Source organism: Nioella nitratireducens, assembly GCF_001879715.1.
Classification (GTDB): domain Bacteria; phylum Pseudomonadota; class Alphaproteobacteria; order Rhodobacterales; family Rhodobacteraceae; genus Nioella; species Nioella nitratireducens.
This window is the reverse complement of record NZ_MNBW01000024.1, coordinates 1-16,511: the sequence shown is the minus strand read 5'-3', so window position 1 is coordinate 16,511 and position 16,511 is coordinate 1. Positions and strand designations below refer to the sequence as shown.

At 58.0% G+C, this 16,511-nt stretch carries 11 protein-coding genes; 8 read left to right on the top strand and 3 right to left on the bottom strand.

The annotated features are described in order from the left end of the window. Positions 1-2: 2 nt before the first annotated feature. Both BKY27_RS17270 and BKY27_RS17265 read left to right on the top strand, forming a co-directional pair. Positions 3-1,991 carry a conjugal transfer protein TraG gene (locus tag BKY27_RS17270; protein WP_071675736.1) on the top strand — a complete coding sequence of 663 codons (1,989 nt, stop codon included), beginning with the start codon at positions 3-5 and terminating at the stop codon, positions 1,989-1,991. Positions 1,992-2,001: 10 nt separating this feature from the next. Then, positions 2,002-2,409, top strand: coding sequence for a ribbon-helix-helix protein, CopG family (locus tag BKY27_RS17265; protein ID WP_071675735.1), 408 nt, complete (start codon positions 2,002-2,004; stop codon positions 2,407-2,409). 107 nt (positions 2,410-2,516) lie between these two features. On the opposite strand, the gene BKY27_RS17260 is transcribed toward BKY27_RS17265, so the two are convergent. Further along, positions 2,517-5,906 carry a sacsin N-terminal ATP-binding-like domain-containing protein gene (locus BKY27_RS17260; RefSeq protein WP_199559124.1) on the bottom strand — a complete coding sequence of 1,130 codons (3,390 nt, stop codon included), beginning with the start codon at positions 5,904-5,906 and terminating at the stop codon, positions 2,517-2,519. Positions 5,907-5,928: 22 nt separating this feature from the next. Here BKY27_RS17260 and BKY27_RS17255 point away from each other — a divergent pair, with 22 nt between their 5' ends. Genes BKY27_RS17255 through BKY27_RS17240 form a run of 4 tightly spaced genes read left to right on the top strand, consistent with a single transcriptional unit; the run spans position 5,929 to position 13,718 of the window. Continuing rightward, a complete protein-coding gene (locus BKY27_RS17255) occupies positions 5,929-6,153 on the top strand; it encodes a helix-turn-helix domain-containing protein (RefSeq protein WP_456093732.1) in 225 nt (74 codons plus the stop codon). Beyond that, entirely contained in the window at positions 6,150-9,068 is a 2,919-nt protein-coding gene (locus BKY27_RS17250; protein ID WP_071675733.1) for an ATP-dependent helicase, read from the top strand. The genes BKY27_RS17255 and BKY27_RS17250 overlap by 4 nt, the downstream gene beginning before the upstream one ends. Continuing rightward, entirely contained in the window at positions 9,068-11,056 is a 1,989-nt protein-coding gene (locus BKY27_RS17245; RefSeq protein WP_071675732.1) for a site-specific DNA-methyltransferase, read from the top strand. The genes BKY27_RS17250 and BKY27_RS17245 overlap by 1 nt, the downstream gene beginning before the upstream one ends. Then, positions 11,049-13,718 (top strand): TnsA endonuclease N-terminal domain-containing protein, encoded by a 2,670-nt coding sequence (locus BKY27_RS17240; RefSeq protein WP_071675731.1) that lies wholly within the window; start codon positions 11,049-11,051, stop codon positions 13,716-13,718. The genes BKY27_RS17245 and BKY27_RS17240 overlap by 8 nt, the downstream gene beginning before the upstream one ends. 122 nt (positions 13,719-13,840) lie before the next feature. Here the strand turns inward: BKY27_RS17240 and BKY27_RS17235 are convergent, their stop codons facing one another. Continuing rightward, complete coding sequence (locus BKY27_RS17235; RefSeq protein WP_407668422.1) at positions 13,841-14,509, bottom strand: RES family NAD+ phosphorylase; 669 nt, start codon at positions 14,507-14,509, stop codon at positions 13,841-13,843. 17 nt (positions 14,510-14,526) lie between these two features. Further along, a complete protein-coding gene (locus tag BKY27_RS17230; protein WP_043841469.1) occupies positions 14,527-14,940 on the bottom strand; it encodes an MbcA/ParS/Xre antitoxin family protein in 414 nt (137 codons plus the stop codon). Positions 14,941-15,202: 262 nt separating this feature from the next. Here BKY27_RS17230 and trbB point away from each other — a divergent pair, with 262 nt between their 5' ends. After that, complete coding sequence (trbB, locus tag BKY27_RS17225; RefSeq protein ID WP_456093734.1) at positions 15,203-16,153, top strand: P-type conjugative transfer ATPase TrbB; 951 nt, start codon at positions 15,203-15,205, stop codon at positions 16,151-16,153. Continuing rightward, on the top strand, positions 16,150-16,482 hold the full coding sequence (locus BKY27_RS17220; protein WP_071675729.1) for a TrbC/VirB2 family protein: 333 nt from the start codon (positions 16,150-16,152) through the stop codon (positions 16,480-16,482). The genes trbB and BKY27_RS17220 overlap by 4 nt, the downstream gene beginning before the upstream one ends. The last annotated feature ends 29 nt before the right edge of the window (positions 16,483-16,511 follow it).

The window sequence follows — 16,511 nt, the reverse complement described above, 5'->3', positions numbered from 1 at the left end:
CCATGACCGCCACGAAAATCCTCTGGGGCCAGATCCTCGCCGTCTTCCTGATCGTGCTCACGACGACCTGGGGCGCAACGCAATGGGTCGCCTGGCGCTTGGGGTTTCAGGCCCAGCTGGGCAGCCCGTGGTTCGAGGCCTTCGGCATGCCGATCTACCCGCCGCCTGCCTTCTTCTGGTGGTGGTACTTCTACGATGCCTATGCGCGCACGGTGTTCTGGGAGGGCGGCGCGATCGCGGCCTCGGGCGGCTTCATCTCCATCGCCGTGGCCATCACCATGTCGGTGATCCGGGCGCGCGAAGCCGCAGACGTTGATACCTATGGCTCGGCCCGCTGGGCGAACAGGGCCGAGGTCGAGGCCGCCGGGCTGCTGGGGTCCGATGGTGTCGTGCTCGGCAGGCTGGATCAGGATTACCTGCGCCATGACGGGCCGGAGCATGTGCTCTGCTTCGCGCCGACCCGGTCGGGCAAGGGGGTGGGCCTCGTGGTCCCGTCGCTGCTGACCTGGCCAGGCTCTGCGATCGTTCACGACATCAAGGGCGAGAACTGGGACCTGACGGCCGGGTTCCGCGCGCGCCATGGCCGGGTGCTGCGGTTCGATCCGACAAGCATGAGCTCGGCCGCCTACAACCCGTTGCTCGAAGTGCGTCGAGGTGAGTGGGAAGTTCGTGATGTTCAGAACGTTGCCGATGTTCTCGTCGATCCCGAAGGCTCCCTCGAAAAACGTAACCATTGGGAAAAGACCTCGCACTCACTGCTGGTCGGCGCGATCCTGCATGTGCTTTATGCCGAACCCGACAAGACCCTCGCCGGCGTTGCCGCTTTCCTGTCCGACCCGCGCCGTCCGATCGAACAGACCCTCGAAGCGATGATGGCGGCGCGTCATCTGGGAGAGGCCGGCCCGCATCCGGTCATTGCCTCGACCGCGCGGGAACTACTGAACAAGTCCGACAACGAACGCTCGGGTGTTCTGTCGACGGCGATGTCCTTCCTTGGCCTCTACCGCGATCCCGTCGTCGCCCATGTGACCCAGCGCTGCGACTGGCGGATCGACGATCTCATCGGTGCGGACCAGCCGACGACCCTCTACCTCGTCGTGCCGCCCTCGGACATCTCCCGCACCAAGCCGCTGATCCGGCTCGTGCTGAACCAGATCGGTCGACGGTTGACCGAAGATTTGAAGGACACGCGCCGCCGCCATCGCGTCCTAATGATGCTGGACGAATTCCCCGCACTCGGGCGGCTCGACTTCTTCGAAAGCGCACTGGCCTTCATGGCGGGCTACGGGATCAAGAGCTTCCTCATCGCGCAGTCCTTGAACCAGATCGAGAAGGCCTATGGCCAGAACAACGCCATCCTCGACAATTGCCATGTCCGGGTGAGCTTCGCGACCAATGACGAGCGCACCGCCAAGCGTGTCTCGGATGCCCTTGGCACGGCGACCGAGATGAAGGCGATGCGCAATTACGCCGGTCACCGGCTGGCACCCTGGCTGGGTCACCTCATGGTCTCTCGCTCTGAAACTGCGCGCCAGCTGCTGACGCCGGGCGAAATCATGCAGCTGCCGCCCGACGACGAGATCGTCATGGTCGCAGGTTCCCCGCCGATCCGGGCGAAGAAGGCGCGATATTTCGAGGACAAACGGTTCGTCGATCGCGTGGTGCCGCCGCCAGAACCGCGGAAAGTAGATCCGGTCCTGCAGGATGATCCATGGTCATCGCTTCCGGCCATCGAAGCCGATGAACCTTTGCGCGCGTCCGCGCCGTCGGGTGAAGCTGATGACGCGAATGCAGGCCTGCGACGGGAACCAGACTTGCCTGAGCATGTGGCCGCAGCCCCGGAAAAGACGACAGAACCAGCGCGCGAGTTCGAGATGATGCTCGACGACGAAGCGGAGGAGACCGCACGACAACGGCAGGCCCTGCGCAAGCAGATGGGCCAGGTGGCCCGACAGGCCTCGATGGACCGCAACGATGGCATCGATCTCTGAGGACTGACCTATGCGCGACCGTCTCAACCTCTCCCTACCAGCCGAGTTGATCGGCCGGATCAACGACATCGCTGACCGGAAACGCGTGACCCGCTCCGCCATCGTCGAGGTGGCGGTAGAATCCTTCCTCTCGCCCGATCACGCCGACATGCAGGAGGCCGCCCTGACGCGCCGCCTCGATCGCCTCTCCCGCCAGGTCGCGCGGCTGGAACGCGACCAGCGGATCGCGACCGAGACGCTCGCGCTCTTCGTCCGCTTCTGGCTCACCATCACTCCGCCGATCGCACCGGAGCAGCAGGCCGCGGCACAGGCTAAGGGCCGCGAGCGGTTCGACGGGTTTGTCGAGACCTTGGGGAAGCGAGTGCAGAAGGGGCGGTGGTTTGCGGATGAGCTATCAGATGAGGCCGATAGCAGGTAACGCGTTATCATCGAAGCACGGAGCACTCATTCCTTCTCTAAGCCTATGCGCTTAACGACGGAGACAGCAGAATAGCACCTGAAGCCTGAGTGGCTTCCATGACCAATCTATGCCTCGGGACTGGTCTCCGCGATCGAAAGCCAGCCGCTATCAAAGGTAAACGTGCGGGCTCGGCCAGCGGGATCCTGAATCTTTACCACACGTGCAGTGTCGATTTCAGATGCGTACTCCACAACATAGAGCCAAAATCTATCACCTTGCTCCGAAGCGAGATCAAATTGCGCACGCGACAAGCCGACAGGCCGATCGTTCAATGATCCGGTCATTGATTTCACTTCAACCCAACGGACGACATTCCCACCTGCGTCCGCTTCATAGAGGTCAAAGCCTTTGTTGCCTTCCGCGGTCTTATGGAGGTTCGGTTCAAGACCAATTATCTTTTTAATTGCCTTTGCTTCCAGTTGCATTCGTTTTGGCCGATCGAGTCCATCTGGGTCTGGTCCCTCATCATCGGGATGAGCGCCCAAATAAGAAATGAATGGCCGACACCCTTTGGATCCGGGGGAACGCTTGCCTTGATAGTTCCCAGTCTTGTTCGTTGCGTTGCTGCCCGATCCGGTGCTTTCAGCCTGCGAAGCACTCGGCTTGCCACCACTTCCGCGGCCCGACGAGCCTCCTCTATTCCCGCTCCCGCCTCCGGTGCCCCCTGAATTGCTTCTCCCTACTTCATCGTCGCCAGTCGGATCGTAGCTGCCTTCGGGGATGTCCGGCATGTCATCGCCGTAAAGATCCTCAGCGTCTTTGTAGACGTCAGGGTCTTCGGTTTCGACTACATCATCCTCAGAGTCAGCATCGTCCTCACTTTCAGGCACGAGATCAGTTATGCCAAGCCTCGACATCAGATCAGAAGCACTTTTAATCCCGTACTTTCTTAACAGATCCAAGGCGTCTGGGTCTATTCCCGCCTCTTTCGCCAGCTGCTCGATTATGGGTGGCTTGAAGGTTATCTGCGACAGAAGAAATGGATTTGGTTTCCATCCAAGGCTTTCAAAGATCACTTGGTTTGGCGGCTGCAGATCACCGTTCTCATCCGGGACCCAAGCAGCTGCATTTAGGCGACGAACGAACGCTGACGGAAAGTCCTTTTTGTAACTTCCGTAGTGGGTCCAGCTATAGAGCCCATCGAACACACCACGACCACGGCGTTCCTCCAAATCCCCTAGACTTTCCCAGATTAGGCGAGCACGAACTGCGCGCTCTTCTGGCTCCAGTCCGGGCAGGATTTCCATCAACTCGTCGAAACCGTCCAATGTCCAGTCCTGGACCTTGTCCTTTACGCCCGAGGTTTCTTCATGGCCCGCGGAAATGCGAATTTCTCGGAGTTCCAAGTGGCTCAAGGCATCGGGAGCCTCAATGGGCCTCGGGCACCTTAGGGCACCGCAGGCTTCGAGCAGTTCTCGCATCGCTTCGCCACGCAAGCACTCATAGGAGTCGTCAACGATCATGACGTTGGCAGCGCCTGAAAAAAGCTTCTTTAAGCGATCTGTCGCTAGATAAATTTCCCCTGGAGGAGATACGTAACGCGTACCATCGCCGGCATCCAACACCATTACAAATGATGTCTTTCGAAGAGCTGCCACTAACTTCTCGCGCTGCAATTTCGAATCCGATTGATAGGCTGCAAGGATCCGCGCAATGTCACGTGAGTATAGGTCCTCGTCTTCATCGACTTCGTCACGCTGGTAGGTGGGCAGAACATTCCAGATCACATCGTCAACTGGATCGGGCTCAGTAATTCCGAGGGAGATAAGGAACTCCCGGGACTCTTCAGTTGCAGAAACGGACGACTTTACCGTAGGAAAACCGGTCTCAAAGCTGCTCGGCAAGAATGCCTGAGCTTTGCCACCCTCACGTGCAGTCACATGCGAGCCGTCATCCAGCCTGATCAGGGGAATTGCCTCAAGCAAACGTCGCAATGGCGCACCCTGACCATTCAGGAATTCATAGAGTTTGAGGATCCATTCGTCAGTTTGCGCTTCAAGAAATTCGAGGTTGAGACGCGGCATTATCGAAGCTGGCGTAATCTCCGATACGTCAAGTTCGTGCACCAGGTACTGTCGTAGTTCGGGCGTCCGGTCCTGGGTGATGTCTCCGGAAAGCCACCCATCCACATCACCAGAAAACAGCGCTGCGATCTGCTCCGGTCGAAACAGCTCTCGTAGCTCCCTTGTTCTTCCGAGCTTTGCTTTCTTGGCCGCGATATGCCCGTCCCCGAATTTCGGCAGCAACGGCTCTTCCAAGAGCGCATCGCGTACTGCATCAAACATGGGAGCGAACATCGAGCCTTCGGGAAATTTGTCTCGATCAAGAGGCAAACAACCCAACGCCGAAGTGTCGAGTAATGATTGATCCCGTAGCCATCTTAATGCCTCGATCAACAGCTCAGCTGTTTCCTCGACCAAGTACTTGTTCCAAGGATCATTGCGAGGAATGTTGTCTCTGCTTGGGGTCGTCCGATACGGCCCTTGAACCAAGAACCCCAGATTTGTCTCAACGGCGGTGGGAAAGAACACCACCAAAGGTGACGTTGGAACCGGCGCAATGTGCCATGCATCGGATTGACCGTCCTCATTGCGCAAAGAAAAGGCAACTTCAACGCGCCCGGCAGCTTTTCCTTCCGGCGAAGCAACTTCTCGATGAAATACAAGCCATTGCTCATCGACCTCATCCTGTCCGCTCTCATGGCCGATCAAATTCACCTTATGAACGTTCGGGCCAACAGATTCAGGTTTGCTCCGCAGGTAGACCCCGGATGCCTCGTCCCCGACAGACCAGTTGATTTCCTCGATAGACCTCAAAAACAATAACGAGCTCGGCCCCAATCTTTTGAAACCATTTACGATTTCACTCGCAGCCGATTTGTCTTCCGCCTTCAATGGAAGGACGATTAGGGTTTCCTCAGGGTCGCGATCAATTTTGTCTGCCTTCGCGGGTTGCACATAGTTGCGTATCTCAAAGTCTTCGTCGCCCGAATGGATCGATGGACAATCTGTAAACGTGTACACAGACTTGAAGCCGATCCCAAAACGACCGATTGAATGCTCATCCTTGGTGCTTTCAGCGATGCCGCAGACACCCCGCACGTCATCATCGTCAAATGGCATTCCGAAATGGGATAGCGTAAGGGAATCTCCGGTTAACTTAAAGGAGACTTGCCGCGGCCCCTCCCAAGCACCTCGACGGCGCAGCGCATCTTCGGCATTTTGAAGCAGCTCGAAGATGAAATGGGTTCGATCGTCATACCGGTCAGCGAGCAGCATCGGCCCAATCCGAGCGATGTCTGTGCCATACCTTTCCCGGTTCTCATCACGTATCGACTCGTAGTTGGATGCCACGACAGCGCCTCGCTTCCGAAGGGTCGATCCGGCGAACGTCAACCCTATCAAATCATCTTGCCAAGTTTGTACATTCTTGCCCTTCTGCGTAGTCTTGCGCAAGATGGGCGCGAACCGATGAGAGATGCCAATGGGCAATCAGGATGACGAGATACTGACTGTCGACGAGGTCGCTGCCTTCCTCAAGGCCGGGAAACGAACGGTTTACCGGCTTGCCGCAAATGGGACGCTTCCAGCTTTCAAGTTGGGCGGAACTTGGCGGTTCCGTAGGGCGGATTTGAACGCATGGATGGATAGCAAGACCGTCTCAGGCGGCTCAAAGACAGCGCAAGGAGCAGATGATCAATGAACGCTCCAATTTCGCTCTCGTCAAATGCCAACCCACAGCAGCTGGAGGCAATCAAGGCTACCACGGGGCCAGTCCTGATCATTGCTGGTCCAGGCTCAGGAAAAACGTTCACGCTCGTTGAGAGAATTGTTTATCTGATAAAAAATGAAGGTGCTGTCCCTGAGTCGCTTTTCGTTGTTACATTCACCGATAAGGCGGCCCGAGAACTTACAACCCGGATTTCAAATCGGCTTTCAGATCTGAAAATCGAATTCAATCTGAATGAGATGTATCTGGGTACGTTTCATTCAATATGCCTTCGCATACTTGAGGATTATCGTGAATACACGAGGTTGAAGCGCAGCTTTACTCTGTTTGACCAGTTCGATCAGCAGTATTTTCTATACCAAAGGATCAAAGAGTTCCGAGAGCTTCCTGATGCCCAGCTGGTCATGGGTGATAATCAAACCGGACGCTGGCGGCAATCAGAGCAACTTCTAAAGTGGCTCAATAAAGTCAGCGAAGAAGCGCTTGACCCGACAACGCTAGAGGAAGCACCGGATGTGGAAGTGAGGGCCCTTGCCGGATGCTTCAAGAAGTACCAGGAGCTTTTGCTAGAGAACAACTGCTTGGATTTCTCTGGCATTCAGTATGAGGCGCTGAATCTGCTTGAGGCGCACCCTGAAGTGCTTCAAAGCCTGCGCGCCAAACTGTCACACTTCATGGTGGACGAGTATCAGGACACGAATACCATTCAGGAACGCATATTGCTTTTGCTTGCTGGCAAGCAGAAAAACCTCTGCGTCGTGGGTGATGACGACCAAGGCCTATACCGGTTTCGGGGAGCCACGATCCGTAACATTCTCGAGTTCCCAAAGCTCTTCGATGAGGGCGAATGCAAGCAAGTCTCGCTGACCGTGAACTACAGGTCTCATCCTGCGATCATCAATACCTACAATGAATGGATGGCCGGCCAGGATTGGTCAGACGGCGAGCGCACTTTCCGCTTTGAAAAGTCGATCATACCACGGGACGACATCTTCCCGGCAGTCCCGACGGCCGTCCGACTTGCGGCCAAAGACGAGCTCGACGAGAATGACAAATGGCACGCCGAAGTGTTGGCCTTTCTCCATTCGCTCAGGGACTCGGGGAAGCTCTCAGACTGGAACCAGGTCGCCTTTCTGTTTCGTTCCGTTAAGAACGCCCGAGTGGTTGCGTTGGCACGTTTCCTGGAGGCCAACGACGTGCCGGTCTACTCTCCGCGGTCCAACATGTTTTTCGAGCGTGAAGAGATCCGGTTGATGATCGGGGCGTTGATTTTCCTGTTTCCTCAGTTTCCCAAGGTGCGCCAGTGGGCTGAAGGCGCCCATCTTCAGATCTGGGACTACTACGACCATTCCTGCTTCAAGGCTTTCACTGACGAGCTTCGTAAGCCCGAGAACAGACGGATGCTGGAGTGGGCGCGGCCGTTGGCCAAGCGCCACGCCGTCCTCACGCAGACGACCGACTATGCGTTTTCAGGGCTTTTCTATCAGCTCCTTCAGTTCCCTCTGTTTTCCCGCTTCCTCGATGAAGAAACCATGCAGGGCGTGGACAAGGGGCGCGCTGCACGCAATCTGGCGACTTTCTCCAAGCTGCTCACCAAGTTCGAATACTTGCACTATGTCACCGTTCTGAACCCGGAATTCATCGAGCGCGACATCCGGAACCTGTTCAACCAGTTCTTCCGCTTCCTCCAGGATGGCGGCATCGGCGAGTATGAGGACGAGGCGGAATACGCACCCAAGGGCTGCGTTTCGTTCCTGACCATTCACCAGTCCAAAGGCCTGGAATTCCCCGTCGTCGTCTGCGGTTCGCTGGAGGCTGTCCCGCGCAAGCAGCACACCGCATTGGACGAACTTCTTGAGGATGGCGGTTACCTCTCCAAGGCGCGGTTCGAGCCGCTGGATCGGATCAAGCACTTCGATTTCCAGCGCCTCTACTACACAGCCTTTTCCCGCGCGCAGAACCTGCTGGTGCTGGCCGCGCAGGAGCGGGACGGCAAAGGCTTGGGGAAGTCGCCATCGAAATATTTCGAGCCGCTCTTCCGTTCCCTGCCCAGCTGGCGCGATGTCGACCTGACCCAGCTGACCTTCGAGCAGGTCAAGGAGATCAACCTCAAGCGCGAGTATTCCTTCACCTCGCACATCGCGCTGTTCGAGAACTGCGCGGAGCAGTACCGCTTCTTCAAGGAGCTCGAGTTCGCGGCCATCCGCGTCAGCCCAATGCTGTTCGGCACGTTGGTGCACCAGACCATCGAAGACATCCACAAGGCCGTGCTACGGGGCGAGGAACATACCGTCGTTCCGGATGCCATTGAGTCCTGGTTCTCATCGAACTACGCGATGCTGTCCAAGAAGGAGCGCGTCTACCTGGCCCCGGTCGCTCTGTCGGCCGCACTGGACCACGTGATGCGCTACTACAAACGCGAGAACGGGAACTGGGACCGGATCCGCGAAACCGAGGTTGAGATTTCACTGGTCAAGGACGACTACATCCTCAAGGGCAATGTCGACCTGATCCGGGGCGAACATGGCACGGTTGAAGTCGTGGACTTCAAGTCCGAGAAGAAACCTGACATGGAGAAGGACCGCGACCGGCTGCGGCAATACCAGAGCCAGCTCGAGGTCTATGCACACCTTATTGAAGAGCGCACCGGCCACAAGGTCAGCCGAATGCACCTCTACTATACCGGCGAACAGGACGGGAACCCGTATGTCACCTTCTCCAAGGATGACCGGGCCATCGGCAAGACCATCGCGCGGTTCGATGAGATCGTCGGCCGGATCGAAGACGGCGACTACCGGATCAAGGCTCGCCCGGCGAAGCTGTGCGAGAACTGCGATATGCGCGCCTATTGTGACACCAAGAACTGGCATTTCAGGAAAGACGAGTGATGAACGACGACAAGACCACGCAGGAAAACATGGATCTGGGTGCCTCGAACGCGGGTGTCGACAGCGTGGAGAAGTACCAGTTCGCGCCGATCAAGGGTTACCCGATGCTGAACTGGCGCGGGAAGCGGCCGTTCACATCGACCCAGTATTTTCCGGCACAACTGAAGGAAGTGCACGGCGAGGAAGTAGACGGGTGGCGAAACAAGATCTTCTGGGGAGATAACATTCAGGTTCTGAGCCATCTCCTCAAAGAGTTCCGCGGCCAGTTTCGACTGATTTACATTGATCCACCTTTCGACTCCAAAGCCGACTATCGCAAGAAGATCATGCAACGCGGCAAAGAGGTCGCTTCAGATTACGTCCCATTTGAGGAGAAGCAGTACGGGGACATTTGGACAAACGACGATTACCTTCAGTTCATGTATGATCGTCTCTGCCTTATCCGCGAGTTGTTGGCAGAGGATGGAAGCATCTGGCTACATTGCGATTGGCACAGGAGCCATCATCTCCGCTGCCTGTTGGATGAAGTGTTTGGATCCAGCAATCTTCAGAATGAGGTAATCTGGCAAAGGACAGACCCGCACAACGACGCAAAAAGCCGACTTGGATGGGTTCATGATACGATTTTTTGGTATGCAAAAAATCGTCAAAAAGTAGTCTACAATTGGAGCGCCGTGGCAACTCAGCTTTCTGACGCGGCTCTGAAAGAGTACTCACTGGTCTTGCAAAAGGACGGGAGCATCACTCGATACGATGGTGAATTGCCGGAAGGTGCTCGGCGCTTCAAACTAGATGACTGTACCTACAAGGGAAATGACACATCTAGGCGTTTCAAATGGAGAGGAGCCGTTCCCTCAGGAAAGCGTGTTTGGCCATACGCGACGGCAGAGGAAATGGACGCGGCAGTAGAGCGGCAAGAACTCTATCTGCGGAACCCCGAAAAAGGAGCTGCTCGTTGTCGGGTAAGTTTCCTTGATGAACGCGATGGGCAAGTCCTCCAAACCATCTGGACGGACACGGGCCGCATGAAAGGCGGAGTCGACTACCCCACACAAAAACCAAAGGATCTGCTCGAGCGCATAGTAAAGGCGTGTACCAATCCAGGCGATCTAGTACTGGATTGCTTTGCTGGTTCTGGAACAACCGCGCTAGCCTCGCAGAGGCAAGGCCGCAGATGGGTAGCGGCCGACATCAACATGGGCGCAATACACCTGATTACTCAGCGTATTTTGAGCACGATCTCAGAGCTGAAAGGCACACTTCCAATTGACCTAGACTTAAAGACTTGCGGCTTCGAAAGCTATAACGTCAATCAGTATGAGGTTTTCCGGAATCCGGTACAGGCAAAGGAACTGCTTGTTGAAGCTCTGGAAGTCCAACCGCTTGAAATGAGCACGGTCTTTGATGGCGAAAAAGACGGTCGTATGGTCAAGATCATGCCAGTCAACCGGATCGCAACACGCGCCGATCTGAACGAGTTGACGGCCGGCTTCGACTACAAGGCATGGGAACGTCGCAAAGCGGAAAATCCAACAAAGCCCGTTGAGAAAATAACTCTGGTCTGCATGGGTCATGAACCGGACCTGAAAGGTGTGCTCGAGTTCGAGGCCAAGCCCTACAAGATCGATGTCGAAGTCGTGGACATCCTGCGCGACAAAGCCGATCTGGAGTTCAAACGCGATTCCGACGCAAAGGTGGTTCTCAAGGACGGCGAGTTGGTCATCGAACGCTTCTACCCCATGAACCTGTTGCAGAAGCTGTCCATGCAGAAAGAGGCCGTGGACGATTGGCGCGAACTGACCGACAGCATCCTCATCGACTGGAACTACGATGGCGCGGTTCTGCAGCCCGAAGTCGTGGATATCCCCGAGAAGAAGACCGACCTCGTGATCGGCCGCTACAAGGTGCCCGCCGACGCAGGCACCATCCGCGTCAAGATCACCGACCTCCTCTCGGAATCCTGGGAAGGGAACGTCACCAATGGCTAGGCGCCCCAGAACCCAGAGCGCGTCGCTGGACTTCGCTTTCTTCCAGTTCCTGTGGGAGTTCTATCGTGGCAACCGTGGCACCGTCCGTACCCACTACAAGGAGCTGACCCGCAAGTTCCTGGACTTCAACAACCCGGAAAAGAACCCCAAGGCCTTCCTGCGCGAACCGCAGTTCGAGGCGTTGGAGATGTATGTCTTCCTCAAGGAGTTCATGGGGAACGCGAAGGTCGAAGAGATCTTCAAAGCCTGGTTTGAGAAATCCGGCCGCTTCGCGGGTCGTGCCGAGGGCGGGATTGTCGGCGACACACGCCAGGGGTCGATGTTCGATGCGGTGACGCAGGACCAGTACAAGGCCGTCTTTGCGGCGATGCGCAAGAATTCCCGCATCTACCCGAACTACATCTTCGCGCTGACCATGGGGACCGGAAAGACGATCCTCATGGCGACCTGCATCTTCTACGAGTTCCTGCTGGGCAACAAGTTCGAGAAGGACGAGCGTTTCTGCCACAACGCGCTGGTCTTCGCGCCCGACAAGACCGTGCTGCAATCGCTGAAGGAAATCGAGTCCTTCGACCTCGCGCAGGTCGTGCCGCCTGAATACGTGAACTTCCTGACCACCCACCTCCGCTTCCACTACCTTGAGGAAGCCGGGACGTCCCTCAGCACGCTTGATCGCTCGCGTTTCAACATCGTCGTGTCGAACACGCAGAAGATCATTCTGAAGCGTCAGCGGAAGGAAAAGACGCCGATGGACCAGCTTTTCGGCGCGACAGGGAACACTGTCGCCGAGAGCGGCGTCTACGCAGAGGCTTCTGACCTCTACGATTGGGATCAGCCCGAGGAAGAAGCCGAACTCACGACCAACCAACGGTTTGAAAAACTGTGTCGCCTCGAACAGCTCGGCATCTTTGTGGACGAGGCCCACCATGCCTTCGGAAAGAAACTGGCGAAAGACATGGGGATCGGGACCAAGGCAAATGACACTAGCCTTCGAACGACCATCGACATCCTAGCGGCGAGCCTGAACAAGGCCGGCACACGCGTTGTCGCCTGCTACAATTTCACCGGCACGCCCTACGTCGGGAAGGAGGTTCTGCCAGAGGTCGTCTATGCCTACGGCCTCAAGGAGGCGATCGACAAGGGCTTCCTCAAGAAGGTGGACCTGCGCAGCTACAAAAACACACGCAATGAAGAATTCGTGGAAATTGCGATAGACCGGTTTCTCGAGGCGACGGAGGACCTACGCCCCGAAGGCATGCTGCCCAAGCTGGCGTTCTTCGCTGCAACCATCGACGAGCTAACTGGCGATCTGCGCCCCGCCGTGGAACGCGCTCTGGCAAAACACGGCATTCCAGCATCGCGGATCCTCGTGAACGTCGGCGATGAAAAACTGACAACAAACGACGACATTCGCGAATTCAACCGGTTGGATACGCCAGACTCTGAAAAGCAATTCATCCTTCTGGTGAACAAAGGACGTGAAGGCTGGAATTGTCGTTCGCTCTTCGGCGTCGGGCTTTTCCGTGCCCCCAAGTCCAAGGTCTTCGTTCTTCAGGCGACCATGCGCTGCCTCCGCGCCATCGGCGAAGCTCAGCACACAGGTCACGTGTTCCTCTCAGACGACAATCTCGAGATCCTCAACGACGAGCTTCAACAGAACTTCCGCATCAGCGCCGACGAACTTCAAAACGTGGCAAGCGACAAGGAACGAGTTCAAATCCGCGTGGTTGAGCCTCCTGTGAAGATCAAGCTTGTACGTGTGCGCAAACAGTACAGCGTTCGTGAGAAGAAGCTAGCGGCCGGAGCATCCCTAGGCCTGAGCCGCTCGGACACCGAAGCTTGGGCTGAATTGGTCGAAAGATACCGGCTGATCGAAACTCAACAGGAAGGGCTCACGGCCGCCGACGCGGCAAGGGCAGCTTCTAGCCGTTCGTTTGACCTCACTCAGCGGCGTGAGAAGCGCGTCTTTTCGCGACTTACCTTGGTGGCTGAGATCGCGCGCTATCTCAACCTCAACCCTTCCGACATCGAGGATCTACTAGATTCGACCAAAGAGGGGACCGAAGAACTCGTAGGAATCGTCAATGAATTCAATGAAATTCTATATGACGAGATCATTCCGCGCCTCTTCAAACTCTTATTCGATCTCGACGAAACCCAAAAAACAGAAGAGCATGAAGTCGAACTCATCAAAGTTCCGCCAAGCGGATACTATGAGGTTACTGCGGCAAAGGACAAAATCGTTCGAAGCAGTGATGCCAAGGAGGCCGAGATTGAGAAAAGCTTCCACCTCGATACCTACTGTTTTGACTCGAATCCAGAGAGGACGCTGTTCTGGGATTTGCTTCGCGAGCAAAGAGTGAAGAAAATCTACTTTACCGGAATGCTTACGCACGGACAGTCAGACTTCTTCATTCAGTACATCGACCCGGATTCCCGTACAGTTCGTAGCTACTATCCAGATTTTGTATTCGTGCGCGAAGAGACCGATGGCAGTGAAAAGTACGTGATCGTTGAGGTGAAAGGTGACCACCAGATCGAAGACTCGGTTGTGCAGGCAAAGAAAGACTTTGCACAGCAAATCGCCGTGGCCAGCGGCATGGAGTATCGCATCATCAAATCGAGTGATGCCGACGAGCGACGATATCGACTGCTAATGTGATCACCGGTGAAAATCGGCCTCGCTGCGGGGCCTCGGTTTGCACATCCAGCTAAGCCGTAGGACTGAATTGAGGTTCATTCAAATGAGAGCGTCTTATTCATTCAGGCTGGCTTCGTGCAAGTTTACGAGACCCGCCAAACCTCGCCATCATCCAACAGCTTCACGTAATCCACACGCTCCCCATCCCAGTGATACGCGAAATGCGCTCCTTGTGTCGGGATCGTGATCACGTCTGGCCAGAAGACGGCGATGCACTGGCCCTCGGGGAAGCGCACGCTGGGCCAGGTGATGCCGTTTGACCCGGCCGCGCGGCGCTGGGCTCCGAAGAGTTGCGAGGGGCGGTAGTCGTCGGGGTCCAGCAGGTCGGCGCGGCCAGTGGCGTCGTCGAGATCAGCGTCGATTGATCCGATCAGCTCGCGGAACTGCGAGGTCCAGCCCGGCGCCTCCTCCGTGGCGCGCATGAAGCGGGCGTGGTGATGGACGGTCTCGGCAATCGCCACCTCGGAGCGGTCGCCCGCGTAATAGAGGCCGAAGCTGCCGTCCGAGAACCGTCCGGGCCTGAGCGGCGAGCAATGCACGAAGGGCGCCATGACCCAGCTTGCGCCGGGCCCGGTCACGCGGCGGGCCACTGGGACCTTGGAGAGATCGCCGATGCTCTCGCGGATGCGCGGGTTGAACTTGGCCTCGGCGGAGGCCAGCGCCTCCCAGTCGGCCGGATCCGCGATGTCCTCGAAAAGATCGATGGGCGGGTGGATCGAGCGGATGATGCGGACCGTGCGCGGCCAGGTCACGCGCCGGACAGGCACATTCACCAGGCACCCCGTTCGGCGTCGAGATAGGCGCGCAGATCGATCAGGTCGGTGATCTCGCCCCGGAGCATGACGTCCAGCGCGCTCCGGCCCGCGAAGGCGGCGTTCGGCTTGCGGATCCAGGCATAGCCCCGGGCAGGGTCGGTGAAGAGATAGCGCAGCGCCTTGTGGATCCCCATCAGGATCGCCATCCGCGCGCGCAGGTCGCGGTCGATCCGGCCGATATCGCCGGTCTTCCAGCGCGCCCACGTCCGCTGCGCCATGTCGCCCAGCAGGGTGCGGGCTTCGGCATCGGTCAGCTCCCAGGCCCGGAAGAGGTTGACGGTGGTGCGCGCCAGTGCCGCGGCCTCCTCGTCGGTGATGACGGGAAGATCGGTGCGGGCGGTGACGGGCTGGACCGTGGCGAACTGCATGGTTTTCTCCTTTGGCATCAATATAGAGAATGTGTGCCAAAAGGCAAGATGGGCCGTGCTGTGCCGCTTTGATCGTCTCTAACCCTATTCCCTGTCTTTGCACGCCAGAGCGCTACGCCCCTTGAATACCTGTTGAGCGCAGCCGGTTTCCGGTTTTCTTGATGGACCCGATCCAGGGCCGCCCGTCGGTGGCCACGCACGGAACGGGGACAGCATGGCAGAGGCAGCTCGGAAACCTGAAGCGATGGCCCGCGGCGCGCGGATGCTCCGAACGGCGCTCGGGCCCGCCATCGCCGGGTTTCTGGAAGACCCGATGACCGTCGAGGTCATGCTCAATCCCGACGGGCGGCTCTGGATCGACCGGCTGTCCGAGGGGCTCTCTGACACTGGCGCCACGCTGTCGCCCGCCGATGGCGAGCGGATCGTGCGCCTCGTTGCCCATCATGTCGGGGCCGAGGTGCACGCCGCGCGCCCGCGCGTCTCGGCCGAACTGCCCGAGACCGGGGAACGCTTCGAGGGGCTCCTGCCGCCCGTGGTCATCGCGCCCTGTTTCGCGATCCGGAAGCCCGCCGTCGCGGTCTTCACGCTCGCCGACTATGTCGCGTCCGGGATCATGAGCGAGACTCAGGCGGTGCTGTTGCGCGAGGGTGTTGCCGCGCGGGCTAATATCCTCGTGGCAGGCGGTACCTCGACCGGCAAGACGACGCTGACCAACGCGCTTCTGGCCGAAGTGGCCGGATCTTCGGACCGCGTCGTGATCATTGAGGATACGCGCGAGCTGCAATGCACAGCACCCAACCTCGTGGCCTTGCGCACCAAGGATGGCGTCGCCTCTCTCTCCGATCTCGTCCGCTCCTCGCTGCGCCTGCGCCCCGACCGCATTCCCATCGGCGAGGTGCGCGGGGCCGAGGCGCTGGACCTCCTGAAGGCCTGGGGCACAGGCCATCCGGGCGGGATCGGCACCATCCATGCGGGCTCGGCGCTCGGCGCCCTGCGCCGGATGGAACAGCTCATCCAGGAGGCCGTGGTCACCGTGCCGCGCGCCCTCATCGCCGAGACCATCGATCTCATCGCCGTTCTCTCCGGGCGCGGCGCCAATCGGCATCTCGCCGAGCTCGCCCGCGTCGAGGGGCTGGGATCGGACGGTGACTATCGCATCTCCCCGGCGGCGCTGTTGGCCGGGCTGGAAACTGAAACAGGAGACCCTTCATGACCCGATCCCTTCACCGGCTGCGCGCGCAGGCCGCGCATGCCATTGCTTACACCACTGTCACCCTGATGCTGGCCGGACCCGCCCGCGCGGCGGGGTCCTCCATGCCCTGGGAGGCGCCGCTGCAATCGATCCTCGAGTCGATCGAAGGCCCGGTCGCCAAGATCATCGCGGTGATCATCATCATCGTCACCGGCCTGACGCTGGCCTTCGGCGACACCTCCGGGGGCTTTCGCCGCCTGATCCAGATCGTCTTCGGCATCTCCATCGCCTTCGCGGCGAGCTCCTTCTTCCTGAGCTTCTTCAGCTTCGGCGGCGGGGCGCTGATCTGATGGTGACGACCGGTTCACCGCAGGGGAAC

Bases quoted from the DNA above. Each gene is read 5' to 3' on its own strand.
- BKY27_RS17265 (WP_071675735.1), top strand. From the start codon at position 2,002: ATGCGCGACCGTCTCAACCTCTCCCTACCAGCCGAGTTGATCGGCCGG.
- BKY27_RS17220 (WP_071675729.1), top strand. From the start codon at position 16,150: ATGACCCGATCCCTTCACCGGCTGCGCGCGCAGGCCGCGCATGCCATT.
- trbB (WP_456093734.1), top strand. From the start codon at position 15,203: ATGCTCCGAACGGCGCTCGGGCCCGCCATCGCCGGGTTTCTGGAAGAC.
- BKY27_RS17230 (WP_043841469.1), bottom strand. From the start codon at position 14,940: ATGCAGTTCGCCACGGTCCAGCCCGTCACCGCCCGCACCGATCTTCCC.
- BKY27_RS17270 (WP_071675736.1), top strand. From the start codon at position 3: ATGACCGCCACGAAAATCCTCTGGGGCCAGATCCTCGCCGTCTTCCTG.
- BKY27_RS17240 (WP_071675731.1), top strand. From the start codon at position 11,049: ATGGCTAGGCGCCCCAGAACCCAGAGCGCGTCGCTGGACTTCGCTTTC.
- BKY27_RS17255 (WP_456093732.1), top strand. From the start codon at position 5,929: ATGCCAATGGGCAATCAGGATGACGAGATACTGACTGTCGACGAGGTC.
- BKY27_RS17245 (WP_071675732.1), top strand. From the start codon at position 9,068: ATGAACGACGACAAGACCACGCAGGAAAACATGGATCTGGGTGCCTCG.
- BKY27_RS17250 (WP_071675733.1), top strand. From the start codon at position 6,150: ATGAACGCTCCAATTTCGCTCTCGTCAAATGCCAACCCACAGCAGCTG.